Genomic DNA, 14,461 nt, shown 5'->3' with positions numbered 1-14,461 from the left:
CGCTGCATAATGGCGCTCCGTGGACCCCTGTGAAGTCGTGGTTGCCGTCGACCTCGGTGGAACCCGGATGAAATGCGGCCTGGTCGCGGCCGACGGTGCCCTGCTGCACCGCGAGACCAGGCCGACGCCGCAGCCTGCCGATGATCCTCGGGGCGGCGGTCTCGGGATTCTCGAGGCGTTGCTGGAGACCGTTGTCGAGCTCGGCCAGAAGGCGAGGGCCGAAGGCCATCGGGTGCGTGCCATCGGGGTCGTGGTGCCCGGTGTCATCGACGCCGAGCACGGCACCGTCGGCGCCGAGAACCTGGAATGGGTCGGTACGCCGGTACTCGCGGAGCTGAAGGCCGCGGTCCAGGCGACCGGCGGCGACGACGTCCCGATCGTGCTGGCCCACGACGTCCGCGCCGGCGGGTACGCCGAGCTGCGCCAGGGAGCCCTGGCCGGGACCACGAACGCGATGTTCCTCCCGCTCGGCACCGGGATCGCGGCCGCGATGATCGTCGACGGCTCGCTGGTCAGCGGCGACGGGTACGCCGGTGAGCTCGGCCACTCGAAGTTCATCCACGGCGACGCCGCGGAACTCTGCGCCTGCGGCCAGTGGGGCTGTCTCGAGACGGTCGCCTCGGCCGCCGCGCTGGCCCGCCGGTACGCCGCCCGCACCGGCCGGACCGTGGACGGTGCCCGCGAGGTGATGGAGCTGCTGGCGGCCGGTGACCCCGACGCCGCGCAGGTCTGGCAGGACGCGCTGGCCGCCCTCGTGGACGCGCTGGTGCTCTATACGACCCTCGTGGCGCCGACCCGGATCGCGATCGGTGGCGGCCTGATCGGCGCCGGTGAGACGCTGTTGGAGCCGCTGCGTGCGGGTGTGCACGCGCGCCTCACGTTCCAGCGCGAGCCGGAGATCGTCGCCGCCGTACTGGGCGAGGAAGCGGGCATGCTCGGCGCCGCACAGATGGCCTGGGACCGCGCCACTGAGGAGGGCCAGGAATGACGACGTACCGCGTGGGGCGGTTGGTGACGCCGGACGATGTTCTGGAGAACGCCTGGATCCAGGTGGTCGACGAGGACATCCGCGCGTTCGGGCGCCGGTCCGAGGGGATGCCGGCCGACGGCAAGCGGCCCGAGGACCTCGGTGACGTGACAGTGGTGCCGGGGTTCGTGGACATCCACACCCACGGTGGCGGCGGGTCGACGTACTCGACCACCGATCCGGAGGAGGCCCGCAAGGTCGCGGCCTTCCACGGCAGGCACGGTACGACGACCACGCTGGCCAGCCTGGTGACGGCGCCGCTCGACGTACTCGTCTCGCAGACCGCTTGCCTGGCGGACCTGCTTGAGGACGGCGTGATCGCGGGCGTGCACCTCGAGGGGCCGTTCCTGTCCGCGGCGCGGTGTGGCGCGCACGAGCCGTCGCTGCTGCGGCCGCCGCTCAAGGACGACGTGGCGAAGGTGCTCAGCGACGCGGTCAAGATGGTGACGATCGCGCCCGAGCTGGAGAACGGACTGGACGCGATCCGTCAGGTCGTCGACGCGGGCGCGGTCGCCGCGCTCGGGCACACGGACGCGACGTACGAGCAGATGGTCGCGGGTGCCGACGCCGGCGCGACCGTCGCGACGCACCTGTTCAACGGGATGCGGCCGTTCCACCACCGCGACCCCGGTCCGGTCGGTGCCGCGCTGAACGACGAGCGACTGCTGCTCGAGGTGATCAACGACGGCATGCACCTGGACCCGCAGGTGGTCCGGGTCGCGCTCGCCGCGGCCGGCGTCCACCGGATCGCGCTGATCACCGACGCGATGGAAGCGACCGGGATGCCCGACGGGCGGTACAAGCTCGGCGATCTCGAGGTCGACGTCAAGGACGGCCTGGTGACGCTCGCGCACGGCACGCACTCGATCGCCGGCAGCACGCTGACCATGGACGTCGCCTACCGCAACGCGGTCAAGGCCGGCGTCTCGCTGGTGGACGCGTCCCGGATGGCCTCCACCACCCCGGCGCAGAACTTCGGCTGGTACGACGTGGGCTCGATCGAGACCGGCAAGCGCGCGGACCTGGTGCTGCTGGATGCCGAGTACACCGTCCAGAAGGTGATGCGGGCCGGATCATGGCTGGACTGATCGGCACCGTCACCCTCAACCTGGCGCTGGACGTCACCTACGACGTCGACGAACTGGTGGTCGGCGGCAGTCACCGCGTCCAGCAGGTACGCCGGCGCGCGGGCGGCAAGGGCGTCAACGTCGCCAGGGTCGCATCGACTCTCGGGCATCAGGCGCTGGTGCTCGGATTCGTTGGTGGGGTCACCGGTGAGCTGGTCGCCGAAGAGCTGTTCGACGCCGGGCTGACCGCGTTGCTCACTCCGATCGCCGGCGAGACTCGGCGTACCGTCGCCGTCGTCAACGGGGTGGATGGGGACGCGACGATCTTCAACGAGTCGGGGCCGTCGGTGACCGCGGACGAGTGGCGCGCGTTCGGCGACCGGATGCCGTGGGGACGGCTGGCGGTGCTGGCATGTTCCGGGAGCTTGCCGCCGGGTCTGCCGGTCGATGCGTACGCCGAGCTCGCGGTGCGGGCCCGCCATCACGACGTACTGTCGGTGATCGACGCCGGTGGTGCCGCGTTGACGGCCGCCGCGGGCGCGGGCGCCGTCGTACGGGCGAATGCGGCCGAGCTGCGAGCGGCGGTGGGTGACGTCGAGGTCGAGGAAGGCGCGTCCGAGCTGGTCGCGCGCGGTGCGACCGCGGCAGTGATCACCGACGGACCGCGCGGGATGGTTGCCGCGAGCAAGAAAGGCGTCTGGCGGGCGTTGCCGGTCGAGACCGTGCGTGGCAATCCGACCGGCGCGGGCGACGCGTGTACGGCGGTGGTCGCCGCGGCGGTCGCGGAGTCGCCGGAGCCCGACTGGTCCGTCGTCCTCAAGTCCGCTGTCGCCGCGTCCGCTGCCGCGGTGCTGACGCCCGTTGCCGGAGACATCGATCTGGCCGCATACCGCCGCTGGCAACCCCAGGTCACCGTTAAGTAGAAGGAGTTCCCTCATGCCGTTGGTTTCTGGGGCTGAAGTTGTGCTGGCCGCTGCTAAGGCCGGTCGTGGTGTCGGCGCGTTCAACGTGATCCAGCTGGAGCACGCGACCGCGTTGATCGCCGGCGCCGAGCAGGCCGGTGCGCCGGTGATCCTGCAGATCAGCGAGAACGCGGTGAAGTACCACGGCGCGCTCAAGCCGATCGGTGTCGCGACCCTCGCCGCGGCCGCCGCCGCGACGGTGCCTGTCGTCGTCCACCTCGACCACGCGATGGACCGCGACCTGGTCACCGAAGCCGTCACGCTCGGCTTCACGTCGGTGATGTACGACGGCTCCAAGCTCGAGTACGACGACAACGTCGCGGCGACCACCGAGGTGACGAAGTACTGCCACGACCACGGTGTCTTCGTGGAGGCCGAGATCGGTGAGGTCGGTGGGAAGGACGGCGTACACGCGCCCGGCGCCCGGACCCGTCCGGACGAGGCCGTCGCGTTCGCCGAGGCGACCGGCGTCGACGCGCTCGCGGTCGCCGTCGGCTCCTCGCACGCGATGACCGAGCGTACGGCGACCCTCGACTTCGACCTGATCACTCAACTGCACGAGGCCGTCGCGGTCCCGCTGGTCCTGCACGGCTCGTCCGGCGTCGCGGACCCGGACCTCACCCGGGCGGTCGAGGCCGGGATGACGAAGGTGAACATCGCGACGCACCTCAACAACGTCTTCACCGACAAGGTCCGCCAGGTCCTCGCCGAGAACCCGAAGCTCGTCGACACCCGCAAGTACCTAGGCCCGGCCCGCGACACGGTCGCCACCGAGGTCGCCCGCCTGCTGAGTGTCCTGAAAGCCGTCTGATGTCCGGCCAGCCCGGTCTCGCGCGGCGTCTCGGTCTCGGGGACGCCGTCGTGATCGGGCTGGGCTCGATGGTCGGGGCCGGGGTGTTCGTGGTGTGGGCACCGGCGGCTCAGGCGGCCGGGGGCGGTCTGCTGATCGGTCTGGTGATTGCGGCGATCGTTGCCTACTGCAACGCGGCGTCGTCGGCGCAGCTCGCCGCGGTCTACCCGGTCTCGGGTGGGACCTACGTCTACGGGCGTGAGCGCCTGGGGGAGTGGTGGGGGTTCGCGGCCGGCTGGTCTTTCGTGATCGGCAAGACCGCCTCGTGTGCAGCGATGGCGCTGACGTTCGCGACGTACGTGACCGACATCGGCTGGCTTCGGCGGCTGATCGCTCTCGCCGCGGTGCTGGCGTTGGCCGCCGTGAACTACCGGGGCATCACCCGAACGGCCCAGCTCACCAGGATCATCGTCACGTTCACGTTCGTGATCCTTGCGATGGTGCTCGTCCCGCTCTTCGCCCACCCCTCGCACCACCACACCGCCACCGCGACCTCGCCGTACGGCGTTCTGCAGTCGGCGGGACTGCTCTTCTTCGCGTTCGCCGGGTATGCGCGGATCGCCACCATGGGCGAGGAGGTCCGCGAACCGGCGAAGACCATCCCGCGCGCGGTGACGATCGCGCTGACTGTTGCTGTCGGCATCTACCTGGTCGTCGCGGTGGCGCTGCTCCGGGTGAGTGATCCCGCGGCGGCCGCGGCGCCCTTCGTGGCCGCGCTCGACAACGTCGGTGCGGTGTGGGCGCTGCCGATCGTCCGGATCGGTGCCGCGCTCGCCAGCCTCGGCGCCCTGCTCGCCTTGATCGCCGGCATCGGCCGCACCGCGCTCGCGATGGCCCGCAACCGCGACCTGCCCCGCTGGCTGGCCGCCGTCCATCCTCGGTACCAGGTGCCGCACCACGCCGAGCTCGCGCTCGCCGTGGTGGTCGGCATCCTCGTCCTCACGACCGATCTGCGCGGCGTGATCGGCTTCTCCTCGTTCGGCGTCCTGCTGTACTACGCGATCGCGAACGCCTCCGCCTTCACCCAGCCGGCCGATCAGCGCCGCTGGCCGCGCCTCGTGAACGTGGTCGGCCTGACCGGTTGTGTCGTGCTCGCGGTCACGCTCCCGTGGGTGTCGGCGGTCGCGGCCGCCGGCGTTCTGGTTGTCGGGCTGGTGGCCCGGCGCTTCACGACAGGTCGCGCCGGATCCGCCAGAAGCTGAACCCGCAGAGCACCAACGCCAGCGCGAAGAACAGCCCGAACTCGCGCCACTGCAACGCCCAGAACGTATCCGCGGTGAAGTACCTGACGTGCTGCCGGTACCCCTCGTCGGCGAGCCGCTGGAAACACGCGTTCCGGTCGGCGGGAGTCGTCGGCTGCTGGTTCAGCCCCGGCGGCGGCGCGGGCGCGCAGTTCATCACCCACGACGGCAGGATGCCCACCTTGTGACCCGACTTGTCGACGGTGTCGTCGGACAGCTTCCAGGCACCGACTGCTCCGGTCGCGACCTCCATCATCTGCACCTGTGGGGTCGGCCCGTCCCCACTGAGCCCGAATCCGCGAACGTTCTCCCCGGTCGCGACAATGTACTTGTCCGTCGGCGCGAGCAGATGCGGCCGGATGAACGTCGGGGTCAGGATCTGGATCAGGATCACCGCGGCCAACGTCACCGCGAGTGCGACGACGGTACGGCGGATCACCAGACCCACCGCGACTCCCAGCGCGAACGCGAACGCGGCGTACCCGACCGGGACCAGGGCGCGGGCGGAGAAGACCGGTGGGAACATCCGGGGCAGGTAGTTGTTCGAGTCCTGGCCCGCGTTGATCGCATCGTCGATCGGGCCGGACCACCAGGTGACCGCGAGGCTGAGCAGGCCGGTGATCGCGATCGCGGACAGGCCGGTCACGCCGAGCTTCGTCGCGAGCCAGCGCCGCCGCGAGATGCTCTGGCTCCACACCAGCCGATGCGTACCGGTCTCCAGTTCCCGGGCGATCATCGGCGCGCCCCAGAACGCACCGATGACCGGCGGAACGGCGTACAGCAGGACCTCGCCGACGCGGTAGAGCGCCGGATTGAGGCGTTGGTAGCCGAGGCTCTGGATGAAGCCGTCGGTCAGGCGGTGGTAGTCGTCGAGCAGATTCGGTCCGGTCGCGGCGAGCACGATCGCGGCCGCGAGGATCACGCCCGCGACGACCAGGAACTGGACGCGGAACTGGCGCCAGGTCAGCCAGATCATCGCTGCACCTCCAGGACCGGGCGCTCGGGCTGGACGTCGCGCCCCATGTAGGCCAGCACCAGGTCCTCGAGCGTGAGTTGGGTGACCGTCCAGGCCGGATCGAGGATCGGCTGGTCGGTCCGGATCAGGTACGTCGACTGCCGGTCGGTGTGGCTCGCGGTCACCACGTGCTGGTTCTTCGGCAGGTCCTTCTGGTCACGTCGCGGACCGACAAGCCGGAAGTGCGTGCCGAGCAGCGTGTCGATCTCGCCGCTGACCTGGACGCGCGAGTCGACCAGGACGATCAGGTAGTCGCAGGCACGTTCGACGTCGGAGACGAGGTGCGAGGACAGGAGGACGCTCAGTTCCTGCTCGGCGACCGCCTCCATCAGGTCCTGCAGGAACTCCCGGCGCGCGAGCGGATCGAGCGCGGCGACCGGCTCGTCGAGGATCAGCAGGTCGGGCTGTTTCGCCAGCCCGAGTGTCAGTGCGAGCTGCGCGCGCTGACCGCCGGACAGCCGGCCGGCGCGCTGCTTCGGGTCCAGTTTCAGGTTCTGAATCCGTTGCTGGGCAAGGGATTCGTCCCACGCCGGGTTCAGTCGCGCACCGAGACGCAGGTGGTCGGCGACACTCAACCGCGCGTACGTCGGCGTGTCCTGCGCGACGTACCCGACCTTCGCCTGCTGTGTCCCGGCCGGTGCCCCCAGTACTTCGACGGCTCCGGCGCTCGGCGTGATCATCCCGACCGCCAGATTCAGCAACGTGCTCTTACCGGCGCCGTTGGGCCCCACGAGCCCCACCACGTGCCCGGCCGGCACTTCCAGCTCACAATCGGTCAGCGCCCAGCGCCGCCCGTATTTCTTCCCCAGCCCCTGAGCTTGCAGAACGGTGTTCAAGCTATGTCCTCCTGAGCGGCGGACCGAAAGGTGGTCAGGAACAGCGCCTCGATGCTTTCGTCGTCGAGGCCTGCTTTGCGTGCCTTGGCCAGCCAGCGGCGGAGGTCCTGGCGGAGCGGGCCGTGGGCGGCCAGCGAGTTGTCGGTGAGCGTGCGGGTGACGAACGTGCCGCGCCCCGGCCGGGCCTGCACCAGGCCCTCGTGCTCGAGTTCGCGGTACGCCTTGAGCACCGTGTTCGGGTTGATCGCCAACGCCGCCACGACGTCCTTCACGGTCGGCAGCTGATCACCCTCCCGCAGCAGTCCGAGCCGCAACGCGTTCCGGACCTGCTGCACGATCTGCTGGTACGGCGACACCCCCGACCGCCCGTCCAGATGGAACTCGATCATCCATAACCCCATTCATCTAGTTACCTAGCACTATAGGTGTATGGGCAAGCGCCGCGTCAAGAGCGCGGTGGATCAGCGGATGGCTTCGTACCTGCGGAGGGATTCGTGGCGGGCCTCGCCGTGGTCGACGACCTGGTCCGGGTAGCCGTCGGCGCCGCCGTGCTTCCACGGCTCGTGCGCCTTCTTGCCCGCGAGCCCGCGCAGTTCGGGGATCCAGCGCCGGACGTAGTCGCCCTGCGGGTCGAACTTCAGCCCCTGCGTGATCGGGTTGAAGATCCGGAAGTACGGCGCCGCGTCCGCGCCGCAGCCGGCCACCCACTGCCAGTTCAGCGAGTTCGAGGCGAGGTCACCGTCGTACAGCGACTGCATGAACCAGCGGGCGCCGTACTTCCAGTGCACATGCAGGTCCTTGACCAGGAACGACGCGACGACCATCCGGACCCGGTTGTGCATGAACCCGGTCTCGGCGAGCTGCCGCATCCCCGCGTCGACGAGTGGGAAGCCGGTGCGGCCCGCGCGCCAGGCGTCGAACAGTTCGTCGGGTTCGTCGTACTGCATCTTCTCGAACTCGGACCGCAGCGGTTTCCACGCCGCCTGCGGGTAGCGCGCCAGGAGATCGGCGCAGAACTCCCGCCAGGCGAGTTCGCGGCCGTACGCCTGCGCGCCGTCGCTGCGTTTGCGGGCCAGGTCGGCGAGCATCGTCCGCGGATGCAGCTCGCCCCACTTCAATGGGATCGACATCCGCGAGGTGCTGTCCAGGTCGGGGCGGTCGCGCTGGTCGTCGTACTCGCCGACGCTGTCCAGATACTCGTGCCAGTGCTCGCGCGCCGCGTTCTCGCCGGCACCGTCCGCCGTACCTTCCGGAAGCTTCTCGCCATCCACGCTCACCCACGTCACCTTCGCGGGCGCCTCGACCGGCTGCCGCCAGCCGTGCGCGAGCCAGGCCTTGTAGTACGGCGTGAACACCAGGTACGACTGGCCCTGCTGGTTCAGCACCCGCCCGGGCGCGATCGCGTACGGCGACCCCGTGCGCACCAACGGACACTTCAATGAGGCTTCAACCTTTTCGTCGCGCTGTTGTCCGTACGGCGCGTAGTCCGCGCTGATATGCACACTCGCCGCCTCGATCTCCGCCGCGATCTCCGGGATCACGGTGGCCGGATCGCCCTGCCGCACCACCAGCCGGCCGTCCATCGCCGCCGACAGCGCCCGCAGCGACCCGGCCAGGTGCTCGCGGCGTGGGTCGCCGGACCGCCCCCACAGCAACGGATCCAGGACGAACACGCCCAGCACCCGTCCGTCGCCCGCGTTCACCGCGTCCAGGAGCGCGGGGTTGTCCGTCAACCGGAGGTCTCGCCGAAACCACATCACTGCTGTCACTGGGCCCATCCTCCGCCTGTACCCAGCGAAATTGGGTGAGGCTTGCCTACATAGGTGAGAATGGTTGTCGTGAGCGACCTGATCGATACCACCGAGATGTACCTGCGGACCGTCTACGAGCTCGAAGAAGAAGGCATCGTGCCGCTGCGGGCACGGATCGCCGAACGGTTGCACCAGTCCGGCCCGACGGTCAGTCAGACGGTCGCGCGGATGGAGCGGGACGGTCTGATCAAGGTCGAAGGTGACCGGCACCTCGAGCTCACCGACGTCGGTCGCAAGCAGGCGGTCCGGGTGATGCGCAAGCACCGCCTGGCCGAGCGCTTGCTGGTCGACGTGATCGGGCTCGAGTGGGAGGACGTGCACGCCGAGGCCTGCCGGTGGGAGCACGTGATGAGCGACGCCGTCGAGCTGCGGTTGCTCCAGCTCCTCGGTAACCCGACCGAATCGCCGTACGGCAACCCGATCCCGGGGTTGGAGGAGCTGCAGACCAGCAGCCAGGCCAGCGGGATCGAGGACTTCCGGATCGGCGTCGAGCCGCTCGACCAGGTGCTCGACACGGCCACCGGTGAGAGCGTGCGGGTGCTGGTCCGCCGGATCGCCGAGCCGGTGCAGACCGACGACGGCGCGATGGCCGTGCTGCGTAAGGCCGGTGCGTTGCCCGGTCGTGAGGTCGACTCGACCCTGGACGCCGAGGGTGTCCTGGTCGGCAGCCGCGAAGCCGGTGGTGTGATCAGCGACGAGACCGCCGGCCACATCTTCGTCAGCCGGGTCTGAGAGAGGTCAACACTGCGTTAACGCTGCGCACCCAACGAGGTACGCCGGGTTGCCAGCGGGTAGCGTCGGACCGCGATGTCAGAGAATCCAGTTGATTGGCCGCAGTACCTGCGGGAGTTCCACACCTCAGCGCCGGGTAGCACCGAGGCGTTGCTGTCCCGCGCGGTGGCGGGTGATCACACGCCGTACCGCTGGCTTGTCCGCGCGGTGTCCGGTGAGGCGCGCCGCGTGCTCGACCTGGCCTGCGGTAACGGCCCGGTGGCGCGCGAACTGTACGGGCGGTGGGTGGTCGGGGTCGACAACAACCCGGCCCAGCTCTCCGGGGCGCCCGGACCGAAGGTGCAGGCGGACGCGCTGCACCTGCCGTTCGCGAACGAGGTCTTCGACGTCGTCACCTGCTCTATGGGCCTGATGGTCCTGCAGCCGCTGCCCGAGGTGCTCGCCGAAGCGGCCCGGGTACTGCGCCGTGGCGGCGTACTGGCGGCGATCGTGCCCGCCGTCCGGCCACTGCGGCGCGGGGACATCCGGACGCTGAGCGGTCTGACCACGCGGCTGCGGTCGACGCCGCAGTTCCCGGCCGGTGGCGAGATCACCGAGCTGAAGGACCAGCTCAAGCACGCGGGGTTCCACGTGATGGAGAGCCAGCGCGAGCGGTACGTGTACACGATCCGCAGCCGCGAGGACGCCCTCCGGCTGGTGAACGCGCTGTACCTCCCAGGAACACCCGACGTACGGCGGGACACCGCCGCGGCCTGGCTCGCGGACCGTGCGGAGTCGAAGGACGGGCTCGAGGTCGCGATCCCGATCCGCCGGATCACGGCGATGCGCACCAAGGTGGCACTGACCGTCTCCTGATCACCGGGTCCATCCGCGGCGCGCGGTCGGTACCGTGTGCCTGTGAGTGCGCTGCGCTGGTCTGTCCGGACGCTCGACCGGGCGCTCGACGGTGAGACGGTCTACCGCGAACTGCTGGCCGCTGAACCGGTCGCGTTCTGGCTCGACGGCAGCCTGACCGACCGGGTGCCGCGCCGCGTCTCCGTCCTCGGGACGAGCGCCGGTGCCGAGGTGATCACCCGGGATGTTTCCGACGGCGACGTGTTCGCTGAGCTCGACGAGTTGCTGGCGGCGCGCGCCGGAGAACCGCCGGCCGAGCTGGCCGGCCTGTTCTGCGGCGGCTACGTCGGGTACTTCGGCTACGAGCTGAAGGCGCTCACCGGGGGAGTGACCGCTCACGAGTCGCCGACGCCCGACGCCCTGTGGATCTGGGCGAACCGGTTCGTCGTCATCGACCACGACCGAGATCGCACCTGGCTCGTCGCGCTCGACCTCCCCGGCGCCGGGGAGGACTGGCTGGACCGCGCCGAGGAGGCCGCCGCCGACTGGTGGATGGGGTCGGTGGACCAACCAGCGATCGCCCGGCTGGACCTCGAATCGCACCTCGAACAGGACCGCGCGACGTACCTGGCCGGGATCGCGCGCGTTCTCGCCGAGCTCGAGGCCGGCGAGACCTACGAGGTGAACCTGACGAACCGGGTCCGGCTGCCCGCGGTCCAGGACCCGTTCGAGTTCTTCCGCTGGCAACGGTCCGCGAACCCGGCGCCGTACGCCGCCTTCCTGCGGTACGGCGACCTCGCGGTGGCGAGCTCCTCGCCGGAGCGCTTCCTCACCGTCGACACGGACGGCTGGGCCGAGTGCCGCCCGATCAAGGGCACCGCACCGCGGGACCTCGACCCGGCGCAGGACCAGCTCGCCGCGAAGACACTCGCCGAGGACGACAAGACCCGCGCCGAGAACCTGATGATCGTCGACCTGATCCGCAACGACCTCGGCCGGGTCAGCGAGCCGGGCACCGTGAACGTGCCGCAGCTGATGGAGGTCGAGAGCTACCGGACCGTGCATCAGCTGGTGACGACCGTCCGCGGCCGGCTGCGGTCCGGGGTGACCGCGGTGGACGCGGTCCGGGCGTGTTTCCCGCCGGGGTCGATGACCGGGGCGCCGAAGATCCGCACGATGCAGATCATCGACGAACTCGAGTGGAGCGCGCGGGGCGTGTACGCCGGGGCGCTCGGCTACCTGACCGTGGACGGGCGCGCGGACCTGAGCGTGGTGATCCGGACGGCGGTACTGACTCCGGACGAGACCGTGATCGGCGCCGGGGGTGCGATCGTGCTTGACTCCGATCCGGTCGCGGAGTACGACGAAATGGTGCTGAAGGCAACGGCGGCTGTCGGCGGGAAAGGCGGGGGACATGAGTGATCTGCTGGTGGCGGACTCGTTTCTGGTGGCGAACGGGAAGGTCCGGGGACTGGAGCTGCATCGGGACCGGTTCGTCCGGTCCTGCGCCGCGGCCGGGGTGTCCGCGGATCGGTTCTGGGACGAGCAGATCGGGCGGTTGCCCGGGTTCGGCCGGTGGTTCCCGCGGTTCGAGCTGAAGGCGTCGGGCGAGCTCGCGGTCCAGCTTCGGCCGGCGCCACCGATCGGCGGGCGGGTGCGGGTCGCCGTACACGACGGTCCCGATCCGCGGACGGCGCCACGGGTCAAGGGTCCCGACCTGGAACTGCTGGGCAAGCTGAAGGAGGCGGCACCCGACCGCGCCGACGAGATCCTGTTGCTGGACAGCGACGGGACCGTGCTCGAGGCGGCGTACTCCGCGGTCGCCTGGTGGGAGGACGACACCCTCTGCTTCCCGCCGTCCGACCGCCCGCTCCTCCCGTCGGTCACCGCTCGTCTCCTCCGCCAGATCGCCACTGCGCAGGGCGTCGAGACCTCCGAACACCCGATCACCCCCGACGCCCTCCGCGACACCACCGAGGCCTGGCTCCTGAACGCCCTGCACGGCATCCGCCCCGTCCACGCCTGGGGCCCGTCGGCCATCGACCCGCTCCCGAACTCGCACGCCACCGTCTGGCAGACCCACCTCGACACCCTCGCCGCCCGCCTCCCGTAACGCCCGAGAACCCACCAAGCGTGGGGGCAGCTCTCGCTTGAAAATGTGATATCACTTTGCTACCTTCGAGCTATTCGAGAGGAGCGGGTGATGGTGGACGTGGATGGTGTGGTGGAGATGCCGGCGCCGAAGGTGACCGAGCGGAAGGCCTGGGATGTGAATGGCTGGCCGGTGGCGGTCGTGGCGTTGCTGGTGCTGATCGCCGCGGTGGTGCAGTTCGCGTTCGGGATCGCGAACGGGCACGGCGGGATGGTCACGCTCGGCGTGGTGCTGTTCGTGGCCGGTGTGATCGTCGCCGCGGGCCTGACGGCGGTCTCGCCCGGGCGGGCGCGGGTGCTGCAGATCCTCGGGCGGTACGCCGGGACGCTGCGCACCGACGGGCTGCGCTGGGTGAACCCGATCTCCACCCGCCGCGAGGTCTCGACCCGGATCCGCAACCACGAGACGGCGGTTGCCAAGGTCAACGATGCCGACGGCAACCCGATCGAGATCGCCGCGGTGGTGGTCTGGCAGGTCGAGGACACCGCGCAGGCGCTGTTCGAGGTGGACGACTTCGTCGAGTTCGTCGCGATCCAGACCGAGACCGCGGTCCGGCACATCGCCAACAGCTATCCGTACGACGTGCACTCCGACGACGACGTCCTGTCGCTGCGGGACAGCACCGACGAGATCACCGAGAAGCTGTCCGCGGAGATCGGCGCGCGGGTGCACGCGGCCGGCGTCCGGGTGATCGAGTCCCGGATCACCCACCTCGCGTACGCGCCGGAGATCGCGCAGGCGATGCTCCGCCGTCAGCAGGCGGGCGCGGTCGTCGCGGCCCGGCAGCGGATCGTCGAGGGCGCGGTCGGCATGGTCGAGCTCGCGCTGGACCGGCTGTCCGAGCACGAGGTGGTCGAGCTGGACGAGGAGCGCAAGGCGACGATGGTGAGCAACCTGATGGTCGTCCTCTGTGGTGATCGGGACGCCCAGCCTGTCCTGAACACCGGCTCGCTCTACCAGTAATCGTGGCAGTCGACCGCAAGAAGATCCTGCTCCGGCTGGATCCCGTGGTGCACGACGCGCTGGCCCGGTGGGCGGCCGACGACCTCCGCAGCACCAACGCCCAGATCGAGTACCTGCTCCGCCGGGCCCTGGCCGAAGCCGGCCGGTTGCCGTCCGGCGTGGGCAAACTCCGTCGCCCCGGCCGCCCGTCGAAGGAGGAAGCCGATGAGTAGGAAGTCAGCGATCGCGGAGCCGCGCGGTCCCCGGGGTCTGACAAGGCAACCACGGACCACCCGGAAGGTAGTTGCGCTAGGCAACGCAAAGCCGCCGGAGTCCTTGGCGGCAAGGCTTTTCTTGCTCGCCTACGATCCGCAGCGAGGGCGGCTGAGCGCTCGCTCGAAGCTCGGGAAACTCCTCCGCGCAGCGGTGCTCGTGGATCTGCAGTTCGCCGGGAACCTCGAGGACGACAACGGCCGAGCGCGAGTGACGACGGCACCGGCTCCTGCGGATCCGGTCCTCGCCGCGGTGCTCCAGGAGCTGCGCGCGGTCGGCCCGCGGCGCTGGCGGCACTGGATCGACCGGCGGCCGGGTGCCACCGTGCGCCACGTGCGCGACGAGCTCGCCCGCGCCCACCTGATCAGGGTCGAGCCGCACCGCATCCTCGGCATCATCCCGGCCGACCGCGTCACCGTCCGCCACCCGTTGGTACGTCGCCAACTCCTCGAGAGCGCCCGCGACACATTGCGAGCGTCTCGCCTCGTCTCCCGAGTGGACCTGCGCGACGCGTCGGTCGTCGTACTCGCGTCCACCGCGGATCTGCGGGCGGTCGTCACCAAGGAACAGAAGGCGCGGCACAAGGATCGGCTGGCGCAGCTCGCGGTCCGCGTCGGTCCCGTCGTACCGGCGTTGAAGAGGTCGCTGCAGCAGACGCAGTACTCGGCCGCGGGGTGACCCTGTTCGCCGCTATGGTTCAGCACTCAGGTAATGAACCG

General features: G+C 70.1%; 16 protein-coding genes. 12 read left to right on the top strand and 4 right to left on the bottom strand.

All coding sequences use genetic code 11. The features are described 5' to 3' along the window. The first annotated feature begins 19 nt into the window (after nucleotides 1-19). From AC0662_RS29720 to AC0662_RS29700, 5 genes are read left to right on the top strand one after another with little or no spacing between them, the layout of a single operon-like run. Entirely contained in the window at nucleotides 20-988 is a 969-nt protein-coding gene (locus AC0662_RS29720; protein ID WP_478304745.1) for an ROK family protein, read from the top strand. Continuing rightward, nucleotides 985-2,115, top strand: coding sequence for an N-acetylglucosamine-6-phosphate deacetylase (nagA, locus tag AC0662_RS29715; RefSeq protein WP_452196899.1), 1,131 nt, complete (start codon nucleotides 985-987; stop codon nucleotides 2,113-2,115). The genes AC0662_RS29720 and nagA overlap by 4 nt, the downstream gene beginning before the upstream one ends. Then, nucleotides 2,103-3,017 carry a 1-phosphofructokinase family hexose kinase gene (locus AC0662_RS29710; protein WP_478304743.1) on the top strand — a complete coding sequence of 305 codons (915 nt, stop codon included), beginning with the start codon at nucleotides 2,103-2,105 and terminating at the stop codon, nucleotides 3,015-3,017. Before nagA ends, AC0662_RS29710 begins: the two co-directional genes overlap by 13 nt. 13 nt (nucleotides 3,018-3,030) lie before the next feature. Next, complete coding sequence (locus tag AC0662_RS29705) at nucleotides 3,031-3,867, top strand: class II fructose-bisphosphate aldolase (RefSeq protein WP_452196901.1); 837 nt, start codon at nucleotides 3,031-3,033, stop codon at nucleotides 3,865-3,867. Continuing rightward, entirely contained in the window at nucleotides 3,867-5,108 is a 1,242-nt protein-coding gene (locus AC0662_RS29700) for an APC family permease (RefSeq protein ID WP_478304740.1), read from the top strand. Before AC0662_RS29705 ends, AC0662_RS29700 begins: the two co-directional genes overlap by 1 nt. Here the strand turns inward: AC0662_RS29700 and AC0662_RS29695 are convergent. The 4 genes from AC0662_RS29695 to AC0662_RS29680 form a co-directional block, all read right to left on the bottom strand. Further along, nucleotides 5,074-6,123: an ABC transporter permease subunit gene (locus tag AC0662_RS29695; protein ID WP_478304738.1), complete on the bottom strand. Its 1,050-nt coding sequence runs from the start codon at nucleotides 6,121-6,123 to the stop codon at nucleotides 5,074-5,076. The genes AC0662_RS29700 and AC0662_RS29695 overlap by 35 nt on opposite strands. Then, entirely contained in the window at nucleotides 6,120-6,998 is an 879-nt protein-coding gene (locus AC0662_RS29690) for an ABC transporter ATP-binding protein (RefSeq protein WP_478304736.1), read from the bottom strand. Before AC0662_RS29690 ends, AC0662_RS29695 begins: the two co-directional genes overlap by 4 nt. Beyond that, nucleotides 6,995-7,387 carry a GntR family transcriptional regulator gene (locus AC0662_RS29685; protein WP_387652797.1) on the bottom strand — a complete coding sequence of 131 codons (393 nt, stop codon included), beginning with the start codon at nucleotides 7,385-7,387 and terminating at the stop codon, nucleotides 6,995-6,997. Before AC0662_RS29685 ends, AC0662_RS29690 begins: the two co-directional genes overlap by 4 nt. Nucleotides 7,388-7,459: 72 nt before the next feature. After that, complete coding sequence (locus tag AC0662_RS29680; protein WP_478304734.1) at nucleotides 7,460-8,776, bottom strand: cryptochrome/photolyase family protein; 1,317 nt, start codon at nucleotides 8,774-8,776, stop codon at nucleotides 7,460-7,462. A 51-nt stretch (nucleotides 8,777-8,827) separates the two neighbouring features. Here AC0662_RS29680 and AC0662_RS29675 point away from each other — a divergent pair, with 51 nt between their 5' ends. The 7 genes from AC0662_RS29675 to AC0662_RS29645 all read left to right on the top strand — a co-directional run bounded on the left by AC0662_RS29675 (nucleotide 8,828) and on the right by AC0662_RS29645 (nucleotide 14,420). Further along, complete coding sequence (locus AC0662_RS29675; RefSeq protein ID WP_452197088.1) at nucleotides 8,828-9,541, top strand: iron-dependent transcriptional repressor DtxR; 714 nt, start codon at nucleotides 8,828-8,830, stop codon at nucleotides 9,539-9,541. 75 nt (nucleotides 9,542-9,616) lie between these two features. Further along, a complete protein-coding gene (locus AC0662_RS29670) occupies nucleotides 9,617-10,396 on the top strand; it encodes a class I SAM-dependent methyltransferase (RefSeq protein ID WP_452196906.1) in 780 nt (259 codons plus the stop codon). A gap of 42 nt (nucleotides 10,397-10,438) precedes the next feature. Continuing rightward, nucleotides 10,439-11,797, top strand: a complete 1,359-nt coding sequence (gene pabB / locus AC0662_RS29665) for an aminodeoxychorismate synthase component I (protein WP_478304731.1) — start codon at nucleotides 10,439-10,441, stop codon at nucleotides 11,795-11,797. Beyond that, nucleotides 11,790-12,488 (top strand): aminotransferase class IV, encoded by a 699-nt coding sequence (locus tag AC0662_RS29660; protein WP_452196908.1) that lies wholly within the window; start codon nucleotides 11,790-11,792, stop codon nucleotides 12,486-12,488. Before pabB ends, AC0662_RS29660 begins: the two co-directional genes overlap by 8 nt. 90 nt (nucleotides 12,489-12,578) lie before the next feature. Next, nucleotides 12,579-13,490: an SPFH domain-containing protein gene (locus AC0662_RS29655; RefSeq protein WP_452196909.1), complete on the top strand. Its 912-nt coding sequence runs from the start codon at nucleotides 12,579-12,581 to the stop codon at nucleotides 13,488-13,490. 2 nt (nucleotides 13,491-13,492) lie between these two features. After that, nucleotides 13,493-13,702: a type II toxin-antitoxin system antitoxin gene (locus AC0662_RS29650; RefSeq protein ID WP_452196910.1), complete on the top strand. Its 210-nt coding sequence runs from the start codon at nucleotides 13,493-13,495 to the stop codon at nucleotides 13,700-13,702. After that, nucleotides 13,695-14,420 carry a GOLPH3/VPS74 family protein gene (locus tag AC0662_RS29645; RefSeq protein ID WP_478304728.1) on the top strand — a complete coding sequence of 242 codons (726 nt, stop codon included), beginning with the start codon at nucleotides 13,695-13,697 and terminating at the stop codon, nucleotides 14,418-14,420. The genes AC0662_RS29650 and AC0662_RS29645 overlap by 8 nt, the downstream gene beginning before the upstream one ends. Nucleotides 14,421-14,461: the final 41 nt, after the last annotated feature.

The sequence above is a fragment of the Kribbella sp. NPDC043289 genome (assembly GCF_056436705.1).
Note: the sequence above shows the minus strand (reverse complement) of the source record. Positions and strands in the feature narration are given on the sequence as shown.

Excerpts from the sequence above, each read along its gene's own strand:
- nagA (WP_452196899.1), top strand. The coding sequence starts at position 985 with ATGACGACGTACCGCGTGGGGCGGTTGGTGACGCCGGACGATGTTCTG.
- AC0662_RS29710 (WP_478304743.1), top strand. The coding sequence starts at position 2,103 with ATGGCTGGACTGATCGGCACCGTCACCCTCAACCTGGCGCTGGACGTC.
- AC0662_RS29705 (WP_452196901.1), top strand. The coding sequence starts at position 3,031 with ATGCCGTTGGTTTCTGGGGCTGAAGTTGTGCTGGCCGCTGCTAAGGCC.
- AC0662_RS29700 (WP_478304740.1), top strand. The coding sequence starts at position 3,867 with ATGTCCGGCCAGCCCGGTCTCGCGCGGCGTCTCGGTCTCGGGGACGCC.
- AC0662_RS29695 (WP_478304738.1), bottom strand. The coding sequence starts at position 6,123 with ATGATCTGGCTGACCTGGCGCCAGTTCCGCGTCCAGTTCCTGGTCGTC.
- AC0662_RS29685 (WP_387652797.1), bottom strand. The coding sequence starts at position 7,387 with ATGATCGAGTTCCATCTGGACGGGCGGTCGGGGGTGTCGCCGTACCAG.
- AC0662_RS29680 (WP_478304734.1), bottom strand. The coding sequence starts at position 8,776 with ATGGGCCCAGTGACAGCAGTGATGTGGTTTCGGCGAGACCTCCGGTTG.
- AC0662_RS29675 (WP_452197088.1), top strand. The coding sequence starts at position 8,828 with ATGGTTGTCGTGAGCGACCTGATCGATACCACCGAGATGTACCTGCGG.
- AC0662_RS29670 (WP_452196906.1), top strand. The coding sequence starts at position 9,617 with ATGTCAGAGAATCCAGTTGATTGGCCGCAGTACCTGCGGGAGTTCCAC.
- AC0662_RS29660 (WP_452196908.1), top strand. The coding sequence starts at position 11,790 with ATGAGTGATCTGCTGGTGGCGGACTCGTTTCTGGTGGCGAACGGGAAG.
- AC0662_RS29655 (WP_452196909.1), top strand. The coding sequence starts at position 12,579 with ATGGTGGACGTGGATGGTGTGGTGGAGATGCCGGCGCCGAAGGTGACC.
- AC0662_RS29645 (WP_478304728.1), top strand. The coding sequence starts at position 13,695 with ATGAGTAGGAAGTCAGCGATCGCGGAGCCGCGCGGTCCCCGGGGTCTG.